This is a genomic window from Allohahella sp. A8 (genome assembly GCF_047946665.1).
GTDB lineage: Bacteria > Pseudomonadota > Gammaproteobacteria > Pseudomonadales > Oleiphilaceae > Allohahella.
On the sequence record NZ_CP172312.1, the window covers coordinates 1233491 to 1251109 of the forward strand.

The 17619-nt window shown below is 56.1% G+C and carries 17 protein-coding genes; 14 read left to right on the plus strand and 3 right to left on the minus strand.

The features are described 5' to 3' along the window. Positions 1–3: 3 nt before the first annotated feature. The 9 genes from ACH3PB_RS05815 (at position 4) to ACH3PB_RS05855 (ending at position 9810) form a co-directional block, all read left to right on the plus strand. The gene (locus ACH3PB_RS05815; protein ID WP_416398505.1) at positions 4–2277 is read left to right on the plus strand and encodes a bifunctional prephenate dehydrogenase/3-phosphoshikimate 1-carboxyvinyltransferase; all 2274 of its coding nucleotides are present in this window, start codon (positions 4–6) and stop codon (positions 2275–2277) included. Then, on the plus strand, positions 2274–3023 hold the full coding sequence (cmk, locus tag ACH3PB_RS05820; protein ID WP_416398506.1) for a (d)CMP kinase: 750 nt from the start codon (positions 2274–2276) through the stop codon (positions 3021–3023). The genes ACH3PB_RS05815 and cmk overlap by 4 nt, the downstream gene beginning before the upstream one ends. Before the next feature lie 86 nt (positions 3024–3109). Beyond that, the gene (rpsA, locus tag ACH3PB_RS05825) at positions 3110–4789 is read left to right on the plus strand and encodes a 30S ribosomal protein S1 (protein ID WP_416398508.1); all 1680 of its coding nucleotides are present in this window, start codon (positions 3110–3112) and stop codon (positions 4787–4789) included. Between the two features lie 123 nt (positions 4790–4912). Then, a complete protein-coding gene (locus ACH3PB_RS05830) occupies positions 4913–5209 on the plus strand; it encodes an integration host factor subunit beta (protein WP_416398510.1) in 297 nt (98 codons plus the stop codon). Between the two features lie 76 nt (positions 5210–5285). After that, entirely contained in the window at positions 5286–5624 is a 339-nt protein-coding gene (locus ACH3PB_RS05835; RefSeq protein ID WP_416398511.1) for a LapA family protein, read from the plus strand. Between the two features lie 30 nt (positions 5625–5654). Continuing rightward, on the plus strand, positions 5655–6821 hold the full coding sequence (locus ACH3PB_RS05840) for a lipopolysaccharide assembly protein LapB (protein ID WP_416398512.1): 1167 nt from the start codon (positions 5655–5657) through the stop codon (positions 6819–6821). A 40-nt stretch (positions 6822–6861) separates the two neighbouring features. Beyond that, positions 6862–7599, plus strand: a complete 738-nt coding sequence (pyrF, locus tag ACH3PB_RS05845; protein ID WP_416398514.1) for an orotidine-5'-phosphate decarboxylase — start codon at positions 6862–6864, stop codon at positions 7597–7599. Between the two features lie 88 nt (positions 7600–7687). Further along, a complete protein-coding gene (gene ilvD, locus ACH3PB_RS05850; RefSeq protein ID WP_416398515.1) occupies positions 7688–9409 on the plus strand; it encodes a dihydroxy-acid dehydratase in 1722 nt (573 codons plus the stop codon). A 5-nt stretch (positions 9410–9414) separates the two neighbouring features. Next, entirely contained in the window at positions 9415–9810 is a 396-nt protein-coding gene (locus ACH3PB_RS05855; protein WP_416398516.1) for a DUF423 domain-containing protein, read from the plus strand. A gap of 20 nt (positions 9811–9830) precedes the next feature. On the opposite strand, the gene ACH3PB_RS05860 is transcribed toward ACH3PB_RS05855, so the two are convergent. From ACH3PB_RS05860 to bfr (ACH3PB_RS05870), 3 genes are all read right to left on the minus strand, one after another. Then, positions 9831–10040, minus strand: a complete 210-nt coding sequence (locus ACH3PB_RS05860; RefSeq protein ID WP_416398517.1) for a hypothetical protein — start codon at positions 10038–10040, stop codon at positions 9831–9833. Between the two features lie 102 nt (positions 10041–10142). Then, positions 10143–10622: a bacterioferritin gene (gene bfr, locus ACH3PB_RS05865; RefSeq protein WP_416398519.1), complete on the minus strand. Its 480-nt coding sequence runs from the start codon at positions 10620–10622 to the stop codon at positions 10143–10145. Positions 10623–10640: 18 nt separating this feature from the next. Further along, on the minus strand, positions 10641–11114 hold the full coding sequence (gene bfr / locus ACH3PB_RS05870) for a bacterioferritin (RefSeq protein WP_416398521.1): 474 nt from the start codon (positions 11112–11114) through the stop codon (positions 10641–10643). A 281-nt stretch (positions 11115–11395) separates the two neighbouring features. Here bfr (ACH3PB_RS05870) and ACH3PB_RS05875 point away from each other — a divergent pair, with 281 nt between their 5' ends. From ACH3PB_RS05875 to mqo, 5 genes are all read left to right on the plus strand, one after another. Beyond that, on the plus strand, positions 11396–13099 hold the full coding sequence (locus ACH3PB_RS05875) for a glucan biosynthesis protein G (RefSeq protein ID WP_416398522.1): 1704 nt from the start codon (positions 11396–11398) through the stop codon (positions 13097–13099). Then, complete coding sequence (locus ACH3PB_RS05880; protein WP_416398523.1) at positions 13096–13419, plus strand: hypothetical protein; 324 nt, start codon at positions 13096–13098, stop codon at positions 13417–13419. The genes ACH3PB_RS05875 and ACH3PB_RS05880 overlap by 4 nt, the downstream gene beginning before the upstream one ends. Next, positions 13412–15532: a glucans biosynthesis glucosyltransferase MdoH gene (mdoH, locus tag ACH3PB_RS05885; RefSeq protein WP_416398524.1), complete on the plus strand. Its 2121-nt coding sequence runs from the start codon at positions 13412–13414 to the stop codon at positions 15530–15532. The genes ACH3PB_RS05880 and mdoH overlap by 8 nt, the downstream gene beginning before the upstream one ends. Positions 15533–15587: 55 nt before the next feature. Then, complete coding sequence (locus ACH3PB_RS05890) at positions 15588–15995, plus strand: ArsC/Spx/MgsR family protein (RefSeq protein ID WP_416398525.1); 408 nt, start codon at positions 15588–15590, stop codon at positions 15993–15995. A 110-nt stretch (positions 15996–16105) separates the two neighbouring features. Continuing rightward, positions 16106–17593, plus strand: a complete 1488-nt coding sequence (gene mqo / locus ACH3PB_RS05895) for a malate dehydrogenase (quinone) (protein WP_416398526.1) — start codon at positions 16106–16108, stop codon at positions 17591–17593. Positions 17594–17619 lie beyond the last annotated feature (26 nt).

The window sequence follows — 17619 nt, forward strand, 5'->3', positions numbered from 1 at the left end:
AGAGTGCTTGGTACAACGCCGCAGGACTGGCGCAATCGAACGCTAGGGGTCGTGGGCCTCGGACTGATAGGCGGCTCGATCTGTCTGGGTGCGGGTGGGTTTCGAGGTGCATCACGCTTCAACAGTATCATCGGATTTGATGCTGATCCGTATGCGCGGGATCAGTCTGTACAGCTTGGCCTGGTTGAGCGCTGCACCGACTCCGTAGTCGAGCTGGTGCAGCAGGCGGACATCATTATCCTGGCTGTGCCTGTTAAAGCCATGGGCGTCGTATTGCGCGACTGCACGGCACTTGGTAAACAGCCGTTCTCCGGCAAGATCGTCAGCGATGTCGGCAGCGTGAAGGGTTCCGTACACGCCTGTTTCGAATCGATACTCGGCGAGCTACCACCAGGCATGGTGCTGGGGCATCCGATTGCAGGTTCTGAAAAGAGCGGAGTTTTCGCTGGTCGGGCGGACCTTTTCGTTGATCATAAGGTTATTCTGACGCCGGTGGACACTACCGATCCCGAAGCGGTGGCCCAGATTGCGCGCTTGTGGACGCTGCTCGGGGCGGAGGTGCTGGAGATGTCTGTAGATCACCATGATCGCGTGCTCGCCAGCACGAGCCATCTGCCGCATCTCATAGCATTCTCACTGGTCGACACGCTGGCGGTCCAGGACGATAGTCTCGAAATTTTCCGCTATGCCGCCGGTGGCTTCCGCGACTTCACCCGGATAGCTGGCAGCGATCCGGTGATGTGGCATGACATTTTTCTCGAAAACAAGACAGCGGTACTGGAAAGTCTTGAACTGTTCAGCAAGGATCTGGGGCGCCTGAAGGCTGCGATCGAATCCGGCGACAGTGAGCGACTGCTCGGCGTATTCACGCGAGCCAAGGCTGCCCGAGACCATTTCGGCACCATGCTGGCCAATAAACCTTACAGGCAGAAAATGACAAATACAGAAATCGAATTCATTGCAGGACCGGCAACGCAGCTTGGTGGGTCTATCCGTGTCCCTGGTGACAAGTCCATATCGCATCGCTCCATCATGCTAGGTGCGCTGGCTGAAGGTGTCACCAGCGTAGAAGGATTCCTCGAAGGCGAAGATGCCCTTGCGACCATCCAGGCGTTCCGCGACATGGGCGTGGTAATCGAAGGGCCAGAGGCCGGCGCGGTCAAAGTGCATGGTGTAGGGCTGCATGGTCTCAAGGCGGCCCCAGGTCCCCTGTACCTGGGCAACTCCGGCACCTCTATGCGTCTGCTGTCTGGCCTGTTGGCGGCTCAGCAGTTCGATAGTGTACTGACTGGCGATGAATCACTGTCGAAGCGACCAATGAAGCGTGTCATGGATCCCCTGGCGCAGATGAATGCGCTGGTGGAAAGCGATAACGATGGGCGTCCGCCACTGAAAATCAGTGGAAAGCGTGAGCTGAAATCGATTCATTACGACCTGCCAGTTGCCAGTGCACAGGTGAAGTCGGCCGTCCTGCTGGCAGGTCTGTATGCCGAGGGCGTGACATCGGTGCATGAGCCCGCGCCCACGCGGGACCATACCGAGCGCATGCTGCGCGGTTTCGGCTGTGAGGTGGAGACTGAAGGGGCTGTCTGCCGTCTTCGTGGCGGTCAGCAGCTCAAGGCCTGCCACATAGATGTGCCTGCGGATATCTCCTCTGCCGCGTTCTTCATGGTGGCCGCGTCTATTGCGCCGCAGGCAGACCTTGTTCTGAAGCATGTCGGGATAAACCCGACCCGCACTGGCATCATCGAGATTCTCAGGCTGATGGGTGCTGATCTGGAAATATCCAATGAAACGACTGTCGGTGGCGAGCCAGTCGCTGATATTCGTGTACGAAGCGCAAGGCTGAAGGGGATAGATATCCCGCCAGCGCTCGTGCCTCTGGCTATCGACGAGTTCCCTGTACTGTTTATCGCCGCTGGCTGCGCAGAGGGCAAGACCGTCCTTACTGGTGCGGAAGAGTTGCGGGTGAAGGAGAGCGATCGCATACAGGTCATGGCTGACGGCTTGCTCGAGCTCGGCTTCCCCACTCGGGTCACGCATGACGGCATTGAAATCGAGGGTCGCGGCACAAGCTCGAACCCCGTATTCAATGGCGGCACCGTCGATAGCCATGGCGATCATCGTATCGCCATGGCCTTCAGTGTGGCGGCCATTCGCTCGGCTGAGCCGATCACCATTCGCCGCTGTGCCAATGTTGCCACTTCGTTTCCGGACTTTTCCGGCCTTGCGGCCAGCATTGGTATGCAAATCAAAATCAGGGACGCCAAATCATGATCCATGCGCCTGACCAGCAAGCCAACAGCGAGCGATCAAAGACGCTGTCCACCGGCAACCCCACCGCGCCTGTGGTCACCATCGATGGTCCATCGGGTTCGGGCAAGGGTACGCTGGCAGTGAGTCTGGCTCGCCGGCTCAACTGGCGGGTTCTGGATTCAGGTGCGCTGTATCGCATTACCGCGCTGTCGGCGAGCAAGCAGGGTGTAAATCTGAGTCAGGCGGAAGCGGTAGCCAAAATCGCCCACACGCTCGATGTGTCTTTCGAAGCTGGGGAAGCTGGCCAGCCGCTGCGGGTGATTCTTGGGCAGCAGGATATTACGGCCGAGATTCGCACCGAACAATGTGGTGCGATGGCTTCTACGATTGCGGTGTACCCGGAAGTTCGATTGGCGCTGCTGCAAAGACAGCGCGCCTTTCAGGAGGCCCCTGGCCTGGTCGCTGATGGTCGTGACATGGGTACGGTGGTATTTCCAGACGCCCGGTTCAAGTTCTACGTGACAGCCTCAGCCGAGGTGAGGGCGCAGAGACGCTACCAGCAGTTGAAGCAACAGGGAGAAATTGTTAGACTGCCGCACCTTTTACGCGAGATCCAGAAGCGTGATGAGCGGGACACCCAACGGGCGGAAGCACCATTGCTGCCGGCCAAAGACGCTCTTGTCATCGACACCAGTGAACTTCCCGCTCTTCAAGTCCTTGATTACGTTGCTGAAATCGTTGAAAAGACTTTAAACCAGAACCCATAGTCGGTCGCTGCGCGCCAGCATTGCAGCAGCCGATACATTGAACTGACGCGTCGGCTGGCAGGGCGCACAACCTTACAGGTATTAGAATGAGCGAAAGCTTCGCAGAACTTTTTGAGGAAAGTTTAAAAGAAATTGATATGAAACCAGGTTCCATCGTCAAGGGAACCGTGGTGGATATCGACTCCGACTGGGTCACCGTACACGCCGGCCTGAAATCAGAAGGCATCATTCCCGTTGAGCAGTTCTACAACGACAACGGCGAACTGACAATTGCGATCGGCGACCAGGTCGACGTCGCACTGGATGCCGTTGAAGACGGTTTCGGTGAGACCAGACTTTCCCGTGAGAAAGCGAAGCGCGCCGAAGCCTGGACCGAACTGGATAAGGCCTTCGAAGATCAGGCTGTCGTCAAGGGCATCATCAACGGCAAGGTCAAAGGTGGCTTTACCGTTGAAGTGAACAGCATTCGTGCGTTCCTGCCCGGTTCACTGGTTGATGTGCGTCCTATCCGTGACACCGCGCACCTCGAGAACAAGGAACTTGAATTCAAGGTCATCAAGCTCGACCAGAAGCGCAACAACGTTGTCGTTTCACGTCGTGCCGTACTTGAAGCCGAGAATTCCGCCGAGCGTGAAGCGCTGCTCCAGCAGCTTCAGGAAGGCATGGAAGTCAAAGGTATCGTCAAGAACCTCACTGACTACGGTGCATTCGTTGACCTGGGCGGCGTAGACGGCCTGCTGCACATCACCGACATGGCATGGCGCCGAATCAAGCATCCTTCCGAGATCGTCAATGTTGGCGACGAAATCAATGTGAAGGTGCTGAAGTTCGATCGTGAGCGTAACCGCGTATCACTTGGCCTCAAGCAGCTGGGTGAAGATCCATGGGTCGACATCAAGAGCCGTTATCCAGAAGGTACCAAGGTTACAGCCAAGGTCACCAATCTGACTGACTACGGCTGCTTCGCTGAACTTGAAGAAGGCGTTGAAGGCCTGGTCCACGTCTCAGAAATGGATTGGACCAACAAGAACATTCACCCATCCAAGGTTGTACAGCTTGGTGATGAAGTTCAGGTCATGGTACTCGACATCGATGAAGAGCGTCGTCGTATCTCCCTGGGTATCAAGCAGTGCCATCCGAATCCATGGGAAGAGTTCTCTGGTCAGTTCAACAAGGGCGACAAGATCAGCGGCAAGATCAAGTCGATCACTGACTTCGGCATCTTTATTGGTCTCGACGGTGGTATTGATGGTCTGGTTCACCTCTCAGACATCTCCTGGAACGAAACTGGCGAAGAAGCCGTTCGTAACTACAAGAAGGGCGATGAGCTGGAAACGGTTATCCTGTCAGTTGATCCAGAGCGTGAGCGTATTTCACTCGGCATCAAGCAGCTTGAAAGCGATCCATTCTCCGAGTTCGTTCAGCTGAACGACAAGGGCACCATCGTCAACGGCAAGATCATTGCTGTCGATGCCAAGGGTGCTACTGTTGCGCTGACTGACGAAGTTGAAGCGATCCTCAAGGCTAGCGAGATCAGTCGTGACAAGGTTGAAGATGCCCGCAACGTCCTGAACGAAGGCGATAGCATCGAAGCCAAGATCATCAGTGTTGATCGCAAGAATCGCGTCATCAACCTGAGCGTGAAGTCGAAGGATGTAGACGAAGAAAAGCAGGCAATCCGTGATGTTCGTGACCGTCAGTCCGAAGCTCAAGGGCCTACTACAATCGGTGATTTGATCCAGCAGCAGCTCGATCAGAAAAGCTGATTATTAGCTGCGCTGGCGACAGCGCAGCCGTAATTGTCAAAAGAACGGGCTATATGCCCGTTTTTTTTGTGTTTTTTTCAGTATTTGACTACAATTTTTTCATGGTTTTAAAGCGGGGCAACCATGACCAAATCCGAACTTGTCGAAATTATTGCTTCTAAGCAGCCACAGCTGTCTGTGAAGGATGTTGAGCTTGCAGTCAAGACCATCATCGAGTTGATGTCGAACACGCTGTCGCAGGGGCAGCGAATTGAAATACGTGGCTTTGGCAGTTTTTCGCTGCATTTTCGCGCGCCACGTACCGGCCGGAATCCCAAGACGGGTGAGCCGGTGAATCTGCCGTCGAAATATGTGCCGCACTTCAAACCGGGTAAAGAGCTCCGGGACGAGGTCAATGCCGGTCTGAAGGCAGGTTATTGATCCGAATCGATTACCGCTGGCAACTCCTTATGATACCATCATGCGTAAATCTCGATGGTCCTAGGGAGTGCCTTCAGTGCTGATTCTGAAACGTCTAATAATAATCCTGCTCGTCATTGCCGCTATCGTCATTGGCGTCATGCTATTTCTTGCGAACACTGATTCGGTCGCGCTTGACCTCATCGTTTACAAGACACCTCCTATCAATGTCTCGGTCATCATGTTTGCGTCGCTCTTCTGCGGGGTCATCATCGGCATGATTGTGATGTCGCTCAGCCTGTTCAGAGAGAAGATGGCACACTGGTCCGACGTCAAGCGACACAAGACCTCCGAGGCAGAAGCGCGTCGTCTCGCGGAAGAGCGTCAGCAGGCGCTGGCTCGTATGGAGCAGCCGACATCGGCACAGCCAGCCTGAGGCAGCGCCCGTCTCCGGAGCAGTAAGCTTATGGATATGTTTGCGCTCTGGTTACTCATTGCGGTAGCCGTCGGTCTCGGTTGGGTCATTGGTCACCATCAACGACTTGCGTTCAGTGAAGAGTCCTCAGGCAGCATCGATAGTAGCGGTGAGCATCCTCTGGCCTTGAGCTATCTGTTCGAAGCCTTTGATTCGCCAACGGTCGACTCCTTTGTAGAACAGCTGGAAATCAATGAACGGAGCGCTCCGCTCTATCTCGCCATTGCCAATTATTATCGCAAGCAAGGCGATCTTGAGCGGTCTACTCTGATCCATCAGAAGTTACTCGGTGAGTCGGCCATTCAGGATAAGCTTGCGTCGCAGGTGACTTTTGAACTGTCGCAGGATTATATGGCGGCCGGTCTTTACGATCGTGCCGAGTCGGTGCTCACGGGTCTACTGAAAGACGCTGACTGGCACGAGCGCAGCTTGCTCGGCTTGCTTGAGATTTACGAGCGTGAGCGCGACTGGGTGGTCGCCCGTGAGAAGGCCCTGACACTGGGGAGCCGCAAAAACAAACGCATCAACAAGCGTGCTGCGCATTATTGTTGCGAACTTGCCGAAGCGGAACTACGCAAGTCGAAACGCACCAATGCAAGAGATCTCGCCAAGGAGGCCCTTTCCATCGACAAGGCCTGCGTTCGTGGCAGCCTGCTACTGGCCAGGGTCGAGGTGGAGACAGGGAACTTTCAGGCGGCCTTGAACGTGCTCAAGCAAATTGAGCATCAGGACGCGAGCTACGTTGTCGAATCGCTCGACCTCGCTCAGGAATGCTGTATCCAACTCGATCAGCGTGAGAAATTCCGCCGGATACTCGACTATGTGTGGGAGCGGCAGCCAAGCTCCAAGGTGCTCATCAAGAGTGCTGAGGTCATAGCGCAGCTGGAGAGCACCCGGGAAGCGACAGAATTTCTGCAGAGCAAGCTGGATGAATTTCCAAGTCTGACCGGTCTCAAGGTGCTGATCGAGCTTCTGATTCCAGTGGCGGATCCAGAGCCGAAGCGCTGGATAAGGGTGGTCAAAGGTGTGATGGAGAACATCATTCATCAAGAGCCTACTTACCGCTGCGAAAACTGTGGCTTCGCCGGCCATACCCTGCACTGGCAGTGCCCAAGCTGTCGCCAGTGGGCGGCAGTCAAACCCTTGCTCTGGACCTGAGTCCAGCCAGGCTTAACACCGTTAAAAGGAATCCCGCGAGATGAGTCTTGCCCGTAGCAGTAACGAACCCAGGATCATTGTCGCTCTCGACACGCCGCACGAAGATCTTGTCACCAGTCTTGCCAGACAGCTTGACCCCACGTTATGCCGTCTGAAGATTGGCAAGGAACTATTCACTGCGTGCGGACCTGCGCTGATTGGACAGTTGCGTCAGCGTGGCTTCGACATCTTCCTGGATTTGAAGTTCCATGATATCCCCAATACCTGTGCGGCTGCAGTTCGTGAGGCGGCTCGTCTGGGCGTCTGGATGGTGAATGTGCATGCATCCGGTGGTAGTGAAATGATGCGCGCCAGCCGTCAGGCCCTTGCCGAGTTCGAGCATCCGCCGCTGCTGATTGCCGTCACTGTGTTGACCAGTTTCAGTGAAGATGCCTTTGCCGAGCTCGGCTATGGGCGTTCGATTGGGGAAGTCACCACGCATCTGGCCGGGCTGGCAATGGCGGCAGACATGGATGGCGTGGTCTGTTCGGTACATGAGGTGCCGCAGCTTAAAGCGGCTTTTGGTCAGCGCTGTATCACCGTCACGCCAGGGATCCGCCCGACAGCTGTGCCAGGCCAGGTCTCATCTGCGCCTGATGACCAGAAGCGTACGGCAAGCCCTGAACAGGCACGTGCGGCAGGCAGCGACTACCTTGTCATCGGCCGGCCAATTACGCAGGCGCGCGATCCTGGCGCAGTTCTGCGTGCGATCAGTGAGAGTTTGCCGACCCCCGCCTGAAATGGCGCATGTTCAGGCTGCCTGAAGCTTGCTTCGATGCGGTCTGGGTTCTAAGCTAGCGGGCTGTTCAAATCAGAAGACGAGCGCCATGACCAGTAAGACCCGCAGCCAGGACAAACCCTCCACAGAAAATCGCCGCCACTCATCATCGATAGTCGATGGCGTTTCGCGTGCCGCCAGTCGCGCCATGCTGCGACCGGTTGGCTTCAGCGATGAAGACTTCAGCAAGCCAGTCGTGGGCATTGCATCGACCTGGAGCATGGTGACGCCCTGTAACATGCATATCAACAAGCTCGCCGAGTACGCGGGCGAGGGTGCTGATCAGGCCGGCGGCAAGAGCGTCATCTTCAATACCATCACGATTTCCGATGGTATCTCGATGGGCACTGAAGGCATGAAATATAGCCTTGTATCGCGCGAAGTTATTGCCGACTCGATCGAAACCGTCATTGCCTGCCAGGGCTACGACGGCCTCGTGACCATTGGTGGCTGCGACAAGAACATGCCGGGCTGCCTCATGGCCATGGCACGGCTCAACAGACCCTCCGTATTCGTCTACGGCGGCACTATCATGCCTGGCGTCCACAACGGCAAGAACATCGATGTCGTGTCAGTGTTCGAAGCGGTCGGCGCGTTCAGCTCAAACCGCATCGATGCACAAGAGCTGCATGAGATCGAGTCCAAAGCGATTCCGGGACCTGGCTCGTGTGGCGGCATGTATACCGCGAACTCCATGGCCTCAGCCATCGAAGCCATGGGCATGAGTCTGCCGAACAGCTCTGCCCAGGCGGCTATCTCCTCCGAGAAGACCGAAGACTGTCGCAAGGCTGGCGAAGCGGTTGTGCAGTTGATCAAGAAGCAGATCACGCCAAAAGACATCATGACCAAGAAAGCCTTCGAAAACGCAATCACGGTGACGATAGCGCTTGGTGGCTCCACCAACGTCGTCTTGCACCTCCTCGCCATGGCACACTCGATTGGCGTCAAACTGACCCTGAAGGATTTCAGCAGAATCGGCAAGAAGGTGCCTGTAGTGGCTGATCTCAGGCCAAGCGGCGCTTACATGATGTCGGACCTCATCGAGATTGGCGGCATCCAGCCACTGATGAAGCGTTTACTCAAGGCGGGCCTGCTGCACGGTGATTGTCTTACGGTAACCGGCAAGACACTTGCGGAGAACCTCAAGAACGTCAAGGACTACCCGAAGGGTCAGAAGATCGTATACAGCCTGGAAAAACCGATCAAGAAAGATAGCCACCTCGTCATGCTCGATGGCTCACTTGCCCCTGAAGGTGCGGTTGCGAAGATTTCCGGCAAGGAAGGCCTGCGCTTCTCGGGCAAGGCAAGGGTGTTCGATTCTGGCGAGAAGGCGCTGAAAGGCATCCTCGACGGCAAGGTGAAGAAGGGCGAGGTCATCGTCATACGCTATGAAGGTCCTAAAGGCGGTCCTGGTATGCAGGAGATGCTCAGTCATACTGGTGCCATCATGGGGCAGGGGCTTGGCAACGACGTGGCCCTGATTACCGATGGCCGCTTCTCAGGTGGCACTCATGGTTTCGTGGTTGGCCATATCTCGCCAGAAGCTTATGTTGGCGGACCCATTGCCCTTGTACAGAACGGCGACATCATCACAATCGATGCCGAAGCGCACTCGCTCGATGTAGACGTGAGTGAGGCCGAGATGCAATCCCGCAAACTGGCGTGGCGGAAGCCGAAGCCGAAGTACACGCGTGGTGTGCTGGCTAAATTTGCCAATACGGTATCGTCGGCTTCAGAAGGCGCCATTACCGACAAGGATCTGGATCTCTGAAGCCCATGCTGACACTTGTCATTGCAGCCTTGTTCGGCTGCACCGCCATTGCAATGGGAGCCTACGCCGAGCATGGTCTTCGTGTGAGAATAGATGAGGAGGCCTTTCGTTCGGTCATGACGGCTGTGCGCTACCATCAGGTTCACGCCGTGACGCTACTGGCGCTTGCTCTAGCGATGCTCACGCCGCTGAACCCGACGCTTGTATTCAGGCTCGGTCTGTCCGCAGGGCTATTCGTATTGGGAACGCTGATGTTTTCAGGGAGTATCTACGCGGCCTTCATCATGGACTCGAAGCCCCTGTTGAAGATAACGCCGGCTGGCGGAATGTGTCTGATGGTGGCCTGGCTGAGCCTGATCTGGGCTGCCTTGGCCACAGGGCCTCAAACCATTTCTGAATAAGGCAGAAAAATGGGCGCCGCTCAGGCGCTCATTTGCATGGTATTCGCCTGAGCAGGCAGCTGTATCGGCTCTGAACTCATGAGGTCATAGGCGAGATCAAGATTCCTGATGGACTGCTGCATCACTTCCTGTGCCGCCTCAACGCAACTTGCACAGGTCTTGCCCAGTTGAAAGGTTTCTACGATGTCCTTCATCCGTCTGCTGCCGTCCATGACAGCTGCTTCAATCATCCTGTCGGTCACACCTGCGCAAAGGCAAACGTACATAACTGATCTCCTCAAGCCATGCACGTAATTTAGTGATAATGAGAATTGTTGTCAATTCCCTTATTGTTAAGCTTGCCCGCCCATTTGTGATTGCATGTAATTTTCCACGCCGAGCAGCTTGATGAGACCGAGCTGACGCTCGAGAAAGTAAGCGTGATCCATCTCTGTGTCGTCGAGCAGCACCCCCAGCATCCGTCGCGTCTCGAAGTCCTTCTCGCTTTCACACAGCGCCATCGTGTCTCGGAGCAGGTCGGCCACCCGGTATTCAACAGTGAGGTCGTTCTGCAGCATTTCCTCTACGGTACTACCCACCAGCAGCTTGTCACGCGTGACGAGGTCGGGCTGTCCTTCGAGGAACAGAATTCGCTGAATCAGCTGGGTAGCATGCAGCTTCTCATGAGCCGATTCGTGTGAACTGTTCGCATGGAGTTTGTGCAGCCCCATGTCCAGGTAAAGCTCGGCGTGAATGAAATACTGATCGATGGCACTGAGTTCGTTGGCCAGTAGTCTGTTGAGTGCAGATATGATCTTTGCATTGCCTTTCATGTTCGGGGGTTCCTCGACTCAGTCCGACGAAATCTGTGATTGGAGATAGCGTTGGACGCCAATGCTGCCGATCAGCGAAAGCTGAGTCTCGATCCATTCGATGTGCTCCTCCTCGTAGTGCAGAATGCCCTCGAGCAGGTCACGGCTCACAAAGTCGCGCTGGACTTCGCAGAGGCTGATGCCATCCCGCAAAAGCGGCAGCTGGGCTACGGCAAAGCCGAGATCGGCACGCAGCATCTCCTCGGGATGTTCACCGATGCTGAGCTTGCCTAGCTTCTGAAGGTTTGGCAGACCCTGAAGAAAGAGGATGCGCTCGATCAGCCGATCAGCCTGTTTCATGTCCTCGATCGACTTGCTATAACTTTTGCCGTTCAGCGCCTCCAGGCCGAGGTGACGGAACATCCTGGCATGAAGGAAGTACTGATTTATGGAGGTAAGCTCATAGGTCAGTATGCCATTGAGGCTCTGGATCAGTTTGGGATCGCCTTGCATCGTTCGTATTTTCTCCTGTCGGGTGCTTTTCCGCCAGTTGGGGGTCTTCTTCCGCCCACGGCTTGTCTGCGTGCCCACAGTGTAAGCGCGGACGGTGCCCTGTGACCATAGCCCGCTCGGCATTGCCGGACCAAGCCTCGAAGCATGATGTGCTGGCATGGTTGTCGCATATATACTGTGAGTCGCTGCGATCTGCGGGAGTGGGGGCAACGTAAGACAGTCAGCTGAGCCGAAAGCAGGTTTAGACGGAATAAGATCAAGCCATCCTACAAGGACTCGAGATGCACCAGGGTTTGTTGAAAAAAGTGGTACTGCCCCTCATGAGTTCGGCCGCCTTCGGGCTGGTCGTGTATACCTCCATACATCATTTGCCGGGCGTGCGTGCAGCTGATCAGGCGGCCGTGCCCGGCGAGCAGGCTTCCAGGCCGTCTGAGGCGGCAGCGCCGCGCCTGCCCGCTGCGTCAGATACCAGTGGCCGTACAGAAGGACGAGCTGCCTACGCCACCGACCCGCTATTTGCCAAGGTCATCGAAAAGGCAGAGAAAGCTGCTGATTCGGCCTACAAGGCCCCTGCTGAAATTCCAGCTTTCATGCAGGATCTCGCTTATCAGGATTATCAGAACATCCGCTTCAATCCTGACAAGAGCTTGTGGAAAGACCGCAATCTGCCGTTCCAGATGATGTTCATTCCGCCAGGGCTGTTCTACCAGCACAGTGTCAAGATCAACATTGTTGAAAACGGGCAGCAGAAGCCGCTGTCTTTCCAGCGAGAATGGTTCAGTTTCAGTGATCCAGAGCTCGAGAAAAAAGTGCCGCACGACCTCGGCTATGCCGGTTTCAAGCTGACGCATCCCATCAACAGGTCCGATATTCAGGATCAGTTCATGGTCTTTGCGGGGGCGAGCTACTTCAGAGCGGTTGCTGCCGGTAATGCCTGGGGAATCTCCGCCAGAGGCATTGCAGTGAATACCGGACTGCCGAGAGGCGAGGAATTCCCGTCGTTCACCGAGTACTGGATGGAGCCACCAGCGGCGGACGCCAAATCCATGACCGTATACGCTTTGCTGGACGGTCCAAGCATCTCTGGCGCCTACAAGTTCGTGATCACACCCGGTGAGCGCACGGTGATCAAGGTGCAGAATGTGCTGTTTCCTCGCAAGGACATCGAATTACTGGGCGTCGCGCCGCTCACGAGCATGTACTTCTACGGTGAAAACATGACTCGACCGACTGGTGAGTGGCGTCCTGAGGTCCATGATTCGGACGGGCTGCTTATTCAGGACAGATTGAGCGGCGAATGGCTCTGGCGTCCGCTGCTGAATCCGCAGACACTCGAGATGGACTACTTCAAAACCGACAACATTGGTGCTTTCGGCCTGATTCAGCGCGCCGATGACTTCGATGAGTTTCGCGATATGGAAGCTCATTACGAGAAGCGTCCGAGCATGATGGTTCGGCCAGTCGAAGGTTGGGGCAAAGGCTCGATCGTGCTGACTCAACTCCCGACCGACAATGAGACCAATGACAACATCGTCGCCTTCTGGAAGCCCGGTCAGCTCGTCAAGGCTGGCTCCGAGTTCAGCTTCGCATACGACGTTATCGTTGGATCCAACGATATCGAAGATATTGATACCGGAAAGGCCCGCCATACCTTTGTCGGCGACGGCAACAGGATCGGTGGTGGTGATACCAAGGGTGCCTATCGTTTCATCGTGGATTTTGAAGGCGGGGCGCTCTCCGAACTGGGGTCTGATGCGAAGGTCCTCAGTCAGGTTTCGGCGTTCAATGGTGCGGAGCTCATCGAGCATTATGTTCAGTACAACCCCACCACCAAGCAGTGGCGCCTGTCGATCCTTGCCAAACCCGCGGCCAATCAGTCGCTCAATCTGAGGGCCTATCTGAAGCGAGAGGATGATAACGCGGCATTGACCGAAACATGGACCTATCGGCTGCCGTGGAATAACACCATTCTCGACAACAAATGAACTCTGCAGCGCTCAACCTTGGTCAGAACGGCGCTGAGCAGTCGAGTGATGAGCGTCGGGGTCACCATCCCGTATCGCTCGAAATCAGCGAGTATGCGCTCAGCGTTGCTATTTCCTATCTCAAGTCACGGCGAGTGGATTTCAATCTGGAGCTGCGGCAGGCGGTGCTCTCGATTGTTTCGGACTGTTTGAAAGCTGAATCCAGTAGCGAAATGATGAGCACATTGATCGACGAGCTTGACCGGCGCTTCAGCCATCAACTGCCACCGGCAGCCGAGGCGATGCCGCCGCTCAACAGGGGTAGTATCGGTTATGACTGAGGCCAGTGTGGTCTACAAGCCATCGAACGAGCGCCCCTGGAAACGTGTTGTCGGCCTGCGACGGCTGATTTTGACATCGCTGGTGCTGTTACAGACAGCGTTCGCGGCGACTATGCTCAAGGATCTCCTGCCTTACCGGGGGGAGGATGGGCTCGAGATCGCCATCATCGTTGTATTTGCCATCCTGTTCTGCTGGATATCGATAGGCTTCTGGCTGGGCATCTTTGGTTTCATGCTGCGGCTGCGCGGTGGTGACCCGCACTCACTGATGGGCGCTTCAAGCGAAGCGCAGCGTCAGCAAGTGCCATTTGCCAGAACGGCTGTGCTCATGCCGATCTATAACGAACCGGTCGATCGCTCGCTGGGTGGCCTGGCCTCTGTGTACAAGTCGATCGAAGCGACCGGCGCACTGGAACATTTCGACTTCTACATCCTGTCGGACAGCCGCGATCCCGAGGTCTGGCTTGCCGAGCAGGCTGCGTGGTACGACCTGACACAATCCCTGAACGCCGGCGGAAAACTCTTCTACAGACGCCGACCGCTCAACCAGAACTACAAGAGCGGTAATGTCGCGGATTTCTTCCGCCGCTGGGGCAAGAACTATCGCTATGCGGTCGTGCTGGACGCTGATTCGCTGATGGCGGGCGACACACTTACGACCATGGTTCAGCTGATGCAGCTGAACCCGAAGGTGGGGATTCTTCAGACTGCACCGTCGCTGATCAATGCACAAAGTGTCTTCGCCAAGGCGCAGCAGTTCGCCAATCGGCTGTACGGACCGATCTTCACGAGTGGGTTGGCGGGCTTGCAGCTGGGCGAGGCCGTATTCTGGGGACACAACGCCATTATCCGCGTCGATGCGTTCATGAAACACTGCGGGCTCAAGAAGCTGCGCGGCTTTGGCTTGTTCAAAGGCCCGATTACCAGTCACGACTTTGTCGAAGCGGCCTATATGGGGCGTGCCGGCTATGAAGTGTGGCTGGAACCGGAGCTGACGCACTCCTACGAGGAATCGCCGCCTTCGCTGGTCGACGAGCTCACCAGGGACAAGCGCTGGGCAAAAGGTAACCTGCAACATATCTGGATCATGCTCGGTGCGCGTCGCCTCAAACTGGCGCACAGACTGGCTTTTCTCAACGGGATTATGTCGTATGTGACATCGCCGATCTGGTTCATCTTCCTTGTGCTGACGACCGTGGCAGCAGCAAGGCTCTACCTCCTGCCGATCGACTATTTTCCCGAGGCCTATAGTCCTTATCCCCTGTGGCCGCGCTGGGAGCCTGACCAGGCGATGTGGCTGCTGGCGTTGATAGCCTGCCTGCTGTTTGCACCGAAATTGCTCGCACTGCTCGATGCGGTGGTGCAGGGCGAGATCAGGCGCTTCGGTGGGCTGCGGTCGGCCTTCAAGAGTCTGCTCGGGGAGATCATGCTCAGTATGTTGCTGGCCCCTGTGCGAATGCTCAGCCATACCCGCTCGGTACTCGAAGGCTTGTTCAATCTCAAGCTTTCCTGGGCGGGACAGAACCGCTCTGATGAACTGCGCTGGCGCGATGCCATCGTGAATCAGGCGCCCGGTTCGATACTGGCCATCGCCTGGGCCGGGTTCGCCTACTGGCTGGACACCGCATTCTTCTGGTGGTCACTGCCGGTCGCAGTGCCACTGATACTTGCAGCACCTACTTCGGTACTGAGCAGCCGGGTGCGGCTAGGACGTTTCGTGCACAGACATGGTTTCTTCCACACGCCGGAAGAGGCGGACCGGGACGAGCTCAGACGCATCCTGCCGAAAGTCACGCCTTCGAAACTTCGCCCTGTGCGCGGCGGACGCTTCGTGCAGGCCATCATAGATCCGGAGATCAACCACGTGCATCGCCTGCTCGGTCATCATCACGGTGGCGGAATCAAGGCTACCGTGCTGGCGACCCTGCGTCGGCGCTGTCTGCTGCATGGCGCAGAAGCCATGACCCGTAGCGAGGTGACCTCCCTGCTGCAGGACCGGGAGTCCATGCTTTGGCTACATGAGCAGGTGTGGCGGTCTTCCCCCGACAGCGCCTGGTCGCCTTACCTGGTGCACCGAAGCGACGCGCGCGGTACTCTTGGCGCCTCAAATTAAGCCAGATCGTTATATGACAAGATAGTCATATGACCAGATATTAGAGGAGGCGCCAATGACTGCACCTGAACAAGCCCCGGTTGTCATGGGAATACCGAACTGCGATAGCGTGAAGAAGGCCCGTCGCTGGCTCGAAGAGCGTTCAACGGCCTATGAGTTCCGTGATGTTCGCAAGCAGCCGCTGTCCACCGAAGAAGTGGCGTCGCTCATCGCCCAGACAGGTGCTGCGGCCTTCGTCAACAGGCGAAGTAGCAGCTGGCGTACGCTCGACCAGCGTGCGCGTGATGTCGTCGAAACAGCCATAGAGCGGCAAGATGATCCTGCCGCGCAGGCCAGCCTGGTTGCATTGATGACCGACAACCAGACCATGATCAAGCGGCCGGTGCTGGTTCTGCGCAATACAGCAAGTACCGGATTTTCAGCCGAGGGCTGGGAGAAGACCTTCGCCGAACGATCTGATTGAAAGTTCACATCATCTCCGCGTTTTTTGTGTGCTAGGATACGCGCCATCAAAAGTGGGCCTGGTCAACCAGACCGGAGCCACAAGACTGTTTTATCGGAGGCAGTGACTGAATGACGTCTAATACGGTTGATGTTTTGCTGATTGGAGCTGGTGTCATGAGCACCACGATGGGCATGATGCTGAAATTGCTCGATCCCAGTCTGAAAATAACCATGGTGGAGCGTCTTGACCACGTCGCTCATGAAAGTACCGATGGCTGGAACAACGCAGGCACTGGCCATGCCGCCTATTGCGAGCTGAACTATACGCCGCAGGGCAGGGATGGCTCGATCGACATCAAGAAGGCCATCAACATCAATGCGGCATTCGAAGTGTCACAACAGTTCTGGTCTTACATGGTGAAGCAGGACATCCTTCCGGATCCGAGCAGCTTTATCAATCGTGCACCTCATCTCAGCTTCGTCTGGGGCGAAAAAGACGTGGCCTTTCTGCGCAAGCGCTATGAAATCATGAGCGCACATCATCTGTTCGCCGACATGGAGTACTCTGAAGATCCGAGAACCCTGCGGGAGTGGATGCCGCTGGTCATGAATAACCGTGATCCCATGCAGCGCGTGGCGGCGACCCGCGTCAATTATGGCGCAGACGTCGATTTTGGCTCACTGACGCGTGGCATGGCCAAGCACCTCAAGGCACACGATAATTTTTCCTTGCTGCTGAGCCACTCGGTCAAGGATATAACGCGCAGGAAGGATCACTGGGCGGTCCTGGTCGATGATCACCGCAAGAACATGGCCCGTGAGATTCGAGCCAAGTTCGTCTTCATCGGCGCCGGGGGCGGCGCACTGCCGCTATTGCAGAAATCTGATATCACCGAGGCAGAAGGCTATGGCGGCTTCCCGGTGAGCGGGCAGTGGCTGGTCTGCAAGAAACCGGAAATCGTCAAGCAGCATTATGCCAAGGTTTACGGCAAGGCTGCTGTCGGTGCACCGCCGATGTCTGTGCCACACCTCGACACTCGCATCATCGACGGCGAATCCGCACTGCTGTTCGGGCCGTTTGCAGGGTTCACCACGCGATTTACCAAGGAGAAGGGCTCGATATTCGACCTTTTTTCCTCGATGAAACGCGACAATTTCAAGGCAATGGTCCATGCCGGCCTGGATAATTTCGATCTTACCCGTTATCTGGTCGGCGAAGTATTCCAGTCGCAGAAGACACGGGTCGACACACTGCGAAACTTCTTTCCTGAGGCTCGCGACGAAGACTGGCATCTGGCGGAAGCCGGTCAGCGCGTGCAGATTATCAAGAAAGACCCGGTTAACGGCGGTAAACTCGAGTTCGGAACCGAAGTCGTGGCATCGGCAGATGGCTCTTTGGCCGCTTTGCTTGGTGCATCGCCTGGCGCGTCCATCGCAACACAGACTATTATAGATGTTCTCGAACGCTGTTTTCCGAAGCGGATGGCCACCGAAGCCTGGCAAAACCGGCTCAGGGAGATCGTCCCCTCCTACGGAGAATCGCTGGTCGATGATCCGGAGCTGTTGAAACGAATTCGGCCGGCCAGTCTGAAGACATTGGAACTTGACCCAGTCTAGTTTACAATACCGGCCCTCGAAAACGT

Coding starts and splice junctions, on each gene's coding strand:
- cmk (WP_416398506.1), top strand. CDS start 2,274: ATGATCCATGCGCCTGACCAGCAAGCCAACAGCGAGCGATCAAAGACG.
- rpsA (WP_416398508.1), top strand. CDS start 3,110: ATGAGCGAAAGCTTCGCAGAACTTTTTGAGGAAAGTTTAAAAGAAATT.
- ACH3PB_RS05830 (WP_416398510.1), top strand. CDS start 4,913: ATGACCAAATCCGAACTTGTCGAAATTATTGCTTCTAAGCAGCCACAG.
- ACH3PB_RS05840 (WP_416398512.1), top strand. CDS start 5,655: ATGGATATGTTTGCGCTCTGGTTACTCATTGCGGTAGCCGTCGGTCTC.
- pyrF (WP_416398514.1), top strand. CDS start 6,862: ATGAGTCTTGCCCGTAGCAGTAACGAACCCAGGATCATTGTCGCTCTC.
- ilvD (WP_416398515.1), top strand. CDS start 7,688: ATGACCAGTAAGACCCGCAGCCAGGACAAACCCTCCACAGAAAATCGC.
- ACH3PB_RS05855 (WP_416398516.1), top strand. CDS start 9,415: ATGCTGACACTTGTCATTGCAGCCTTGTTCGGCTGCACCGCCATTGCA.
- ACH3PB_RS05860 (WP_416398517.1), bottom strand. CDS start 10,040: ATGATTGAAGCAGCTGTCATGGACGGCAGCAGACGGATGAAGGACATC.
- bfr (WP_416398519.1), bottom strand. CDS start 10,622: ATGAAAGGCAATGCAAAGATCATATCTGCACTCAACAGACTACTGGCC.
- bfr (WP_416398521.1), bottom strand. CDS start 11,114: ATGCAAGGCGATCCCAAACTGATCCAGAGCCTCAATGGCATACTGACC.
- ACH3PB_RS05875 (WP_416398522.1), top strand. CDS start 11,396: ATGCACCAGGGTTTGTTGAAAAAAGTGGTACTGCCCCTCATGAGTTCG.
- ACH3PB_RS05880 (WP_416398523.1), top strand. CDS start 13,096: ATGAACTCTGCAGCGCTCAACCTTGGTCAGAACGGCGCTGAGCAGTCG.
- mdoH (WP_416398524.1), top strand. CDS start 13,412: ATGACTGAGGCCAGTGTGGTCTACAAGCCATCGAACGAGCGCCCCTGG.
- ACH3PB_RS05890 (WP_416398525.1), top strand. CDS start 15,588: ATGACTGCACCTGAACAAGCCCCGGTTGTCATGGGAATACCGAACTGC.
- mqo (WP_416398526.1), top strand. CDS start 16,106: ATGACGTCTAATACGGTTGATGTTTTGCTGATTGGAGCTGGTGTCATG.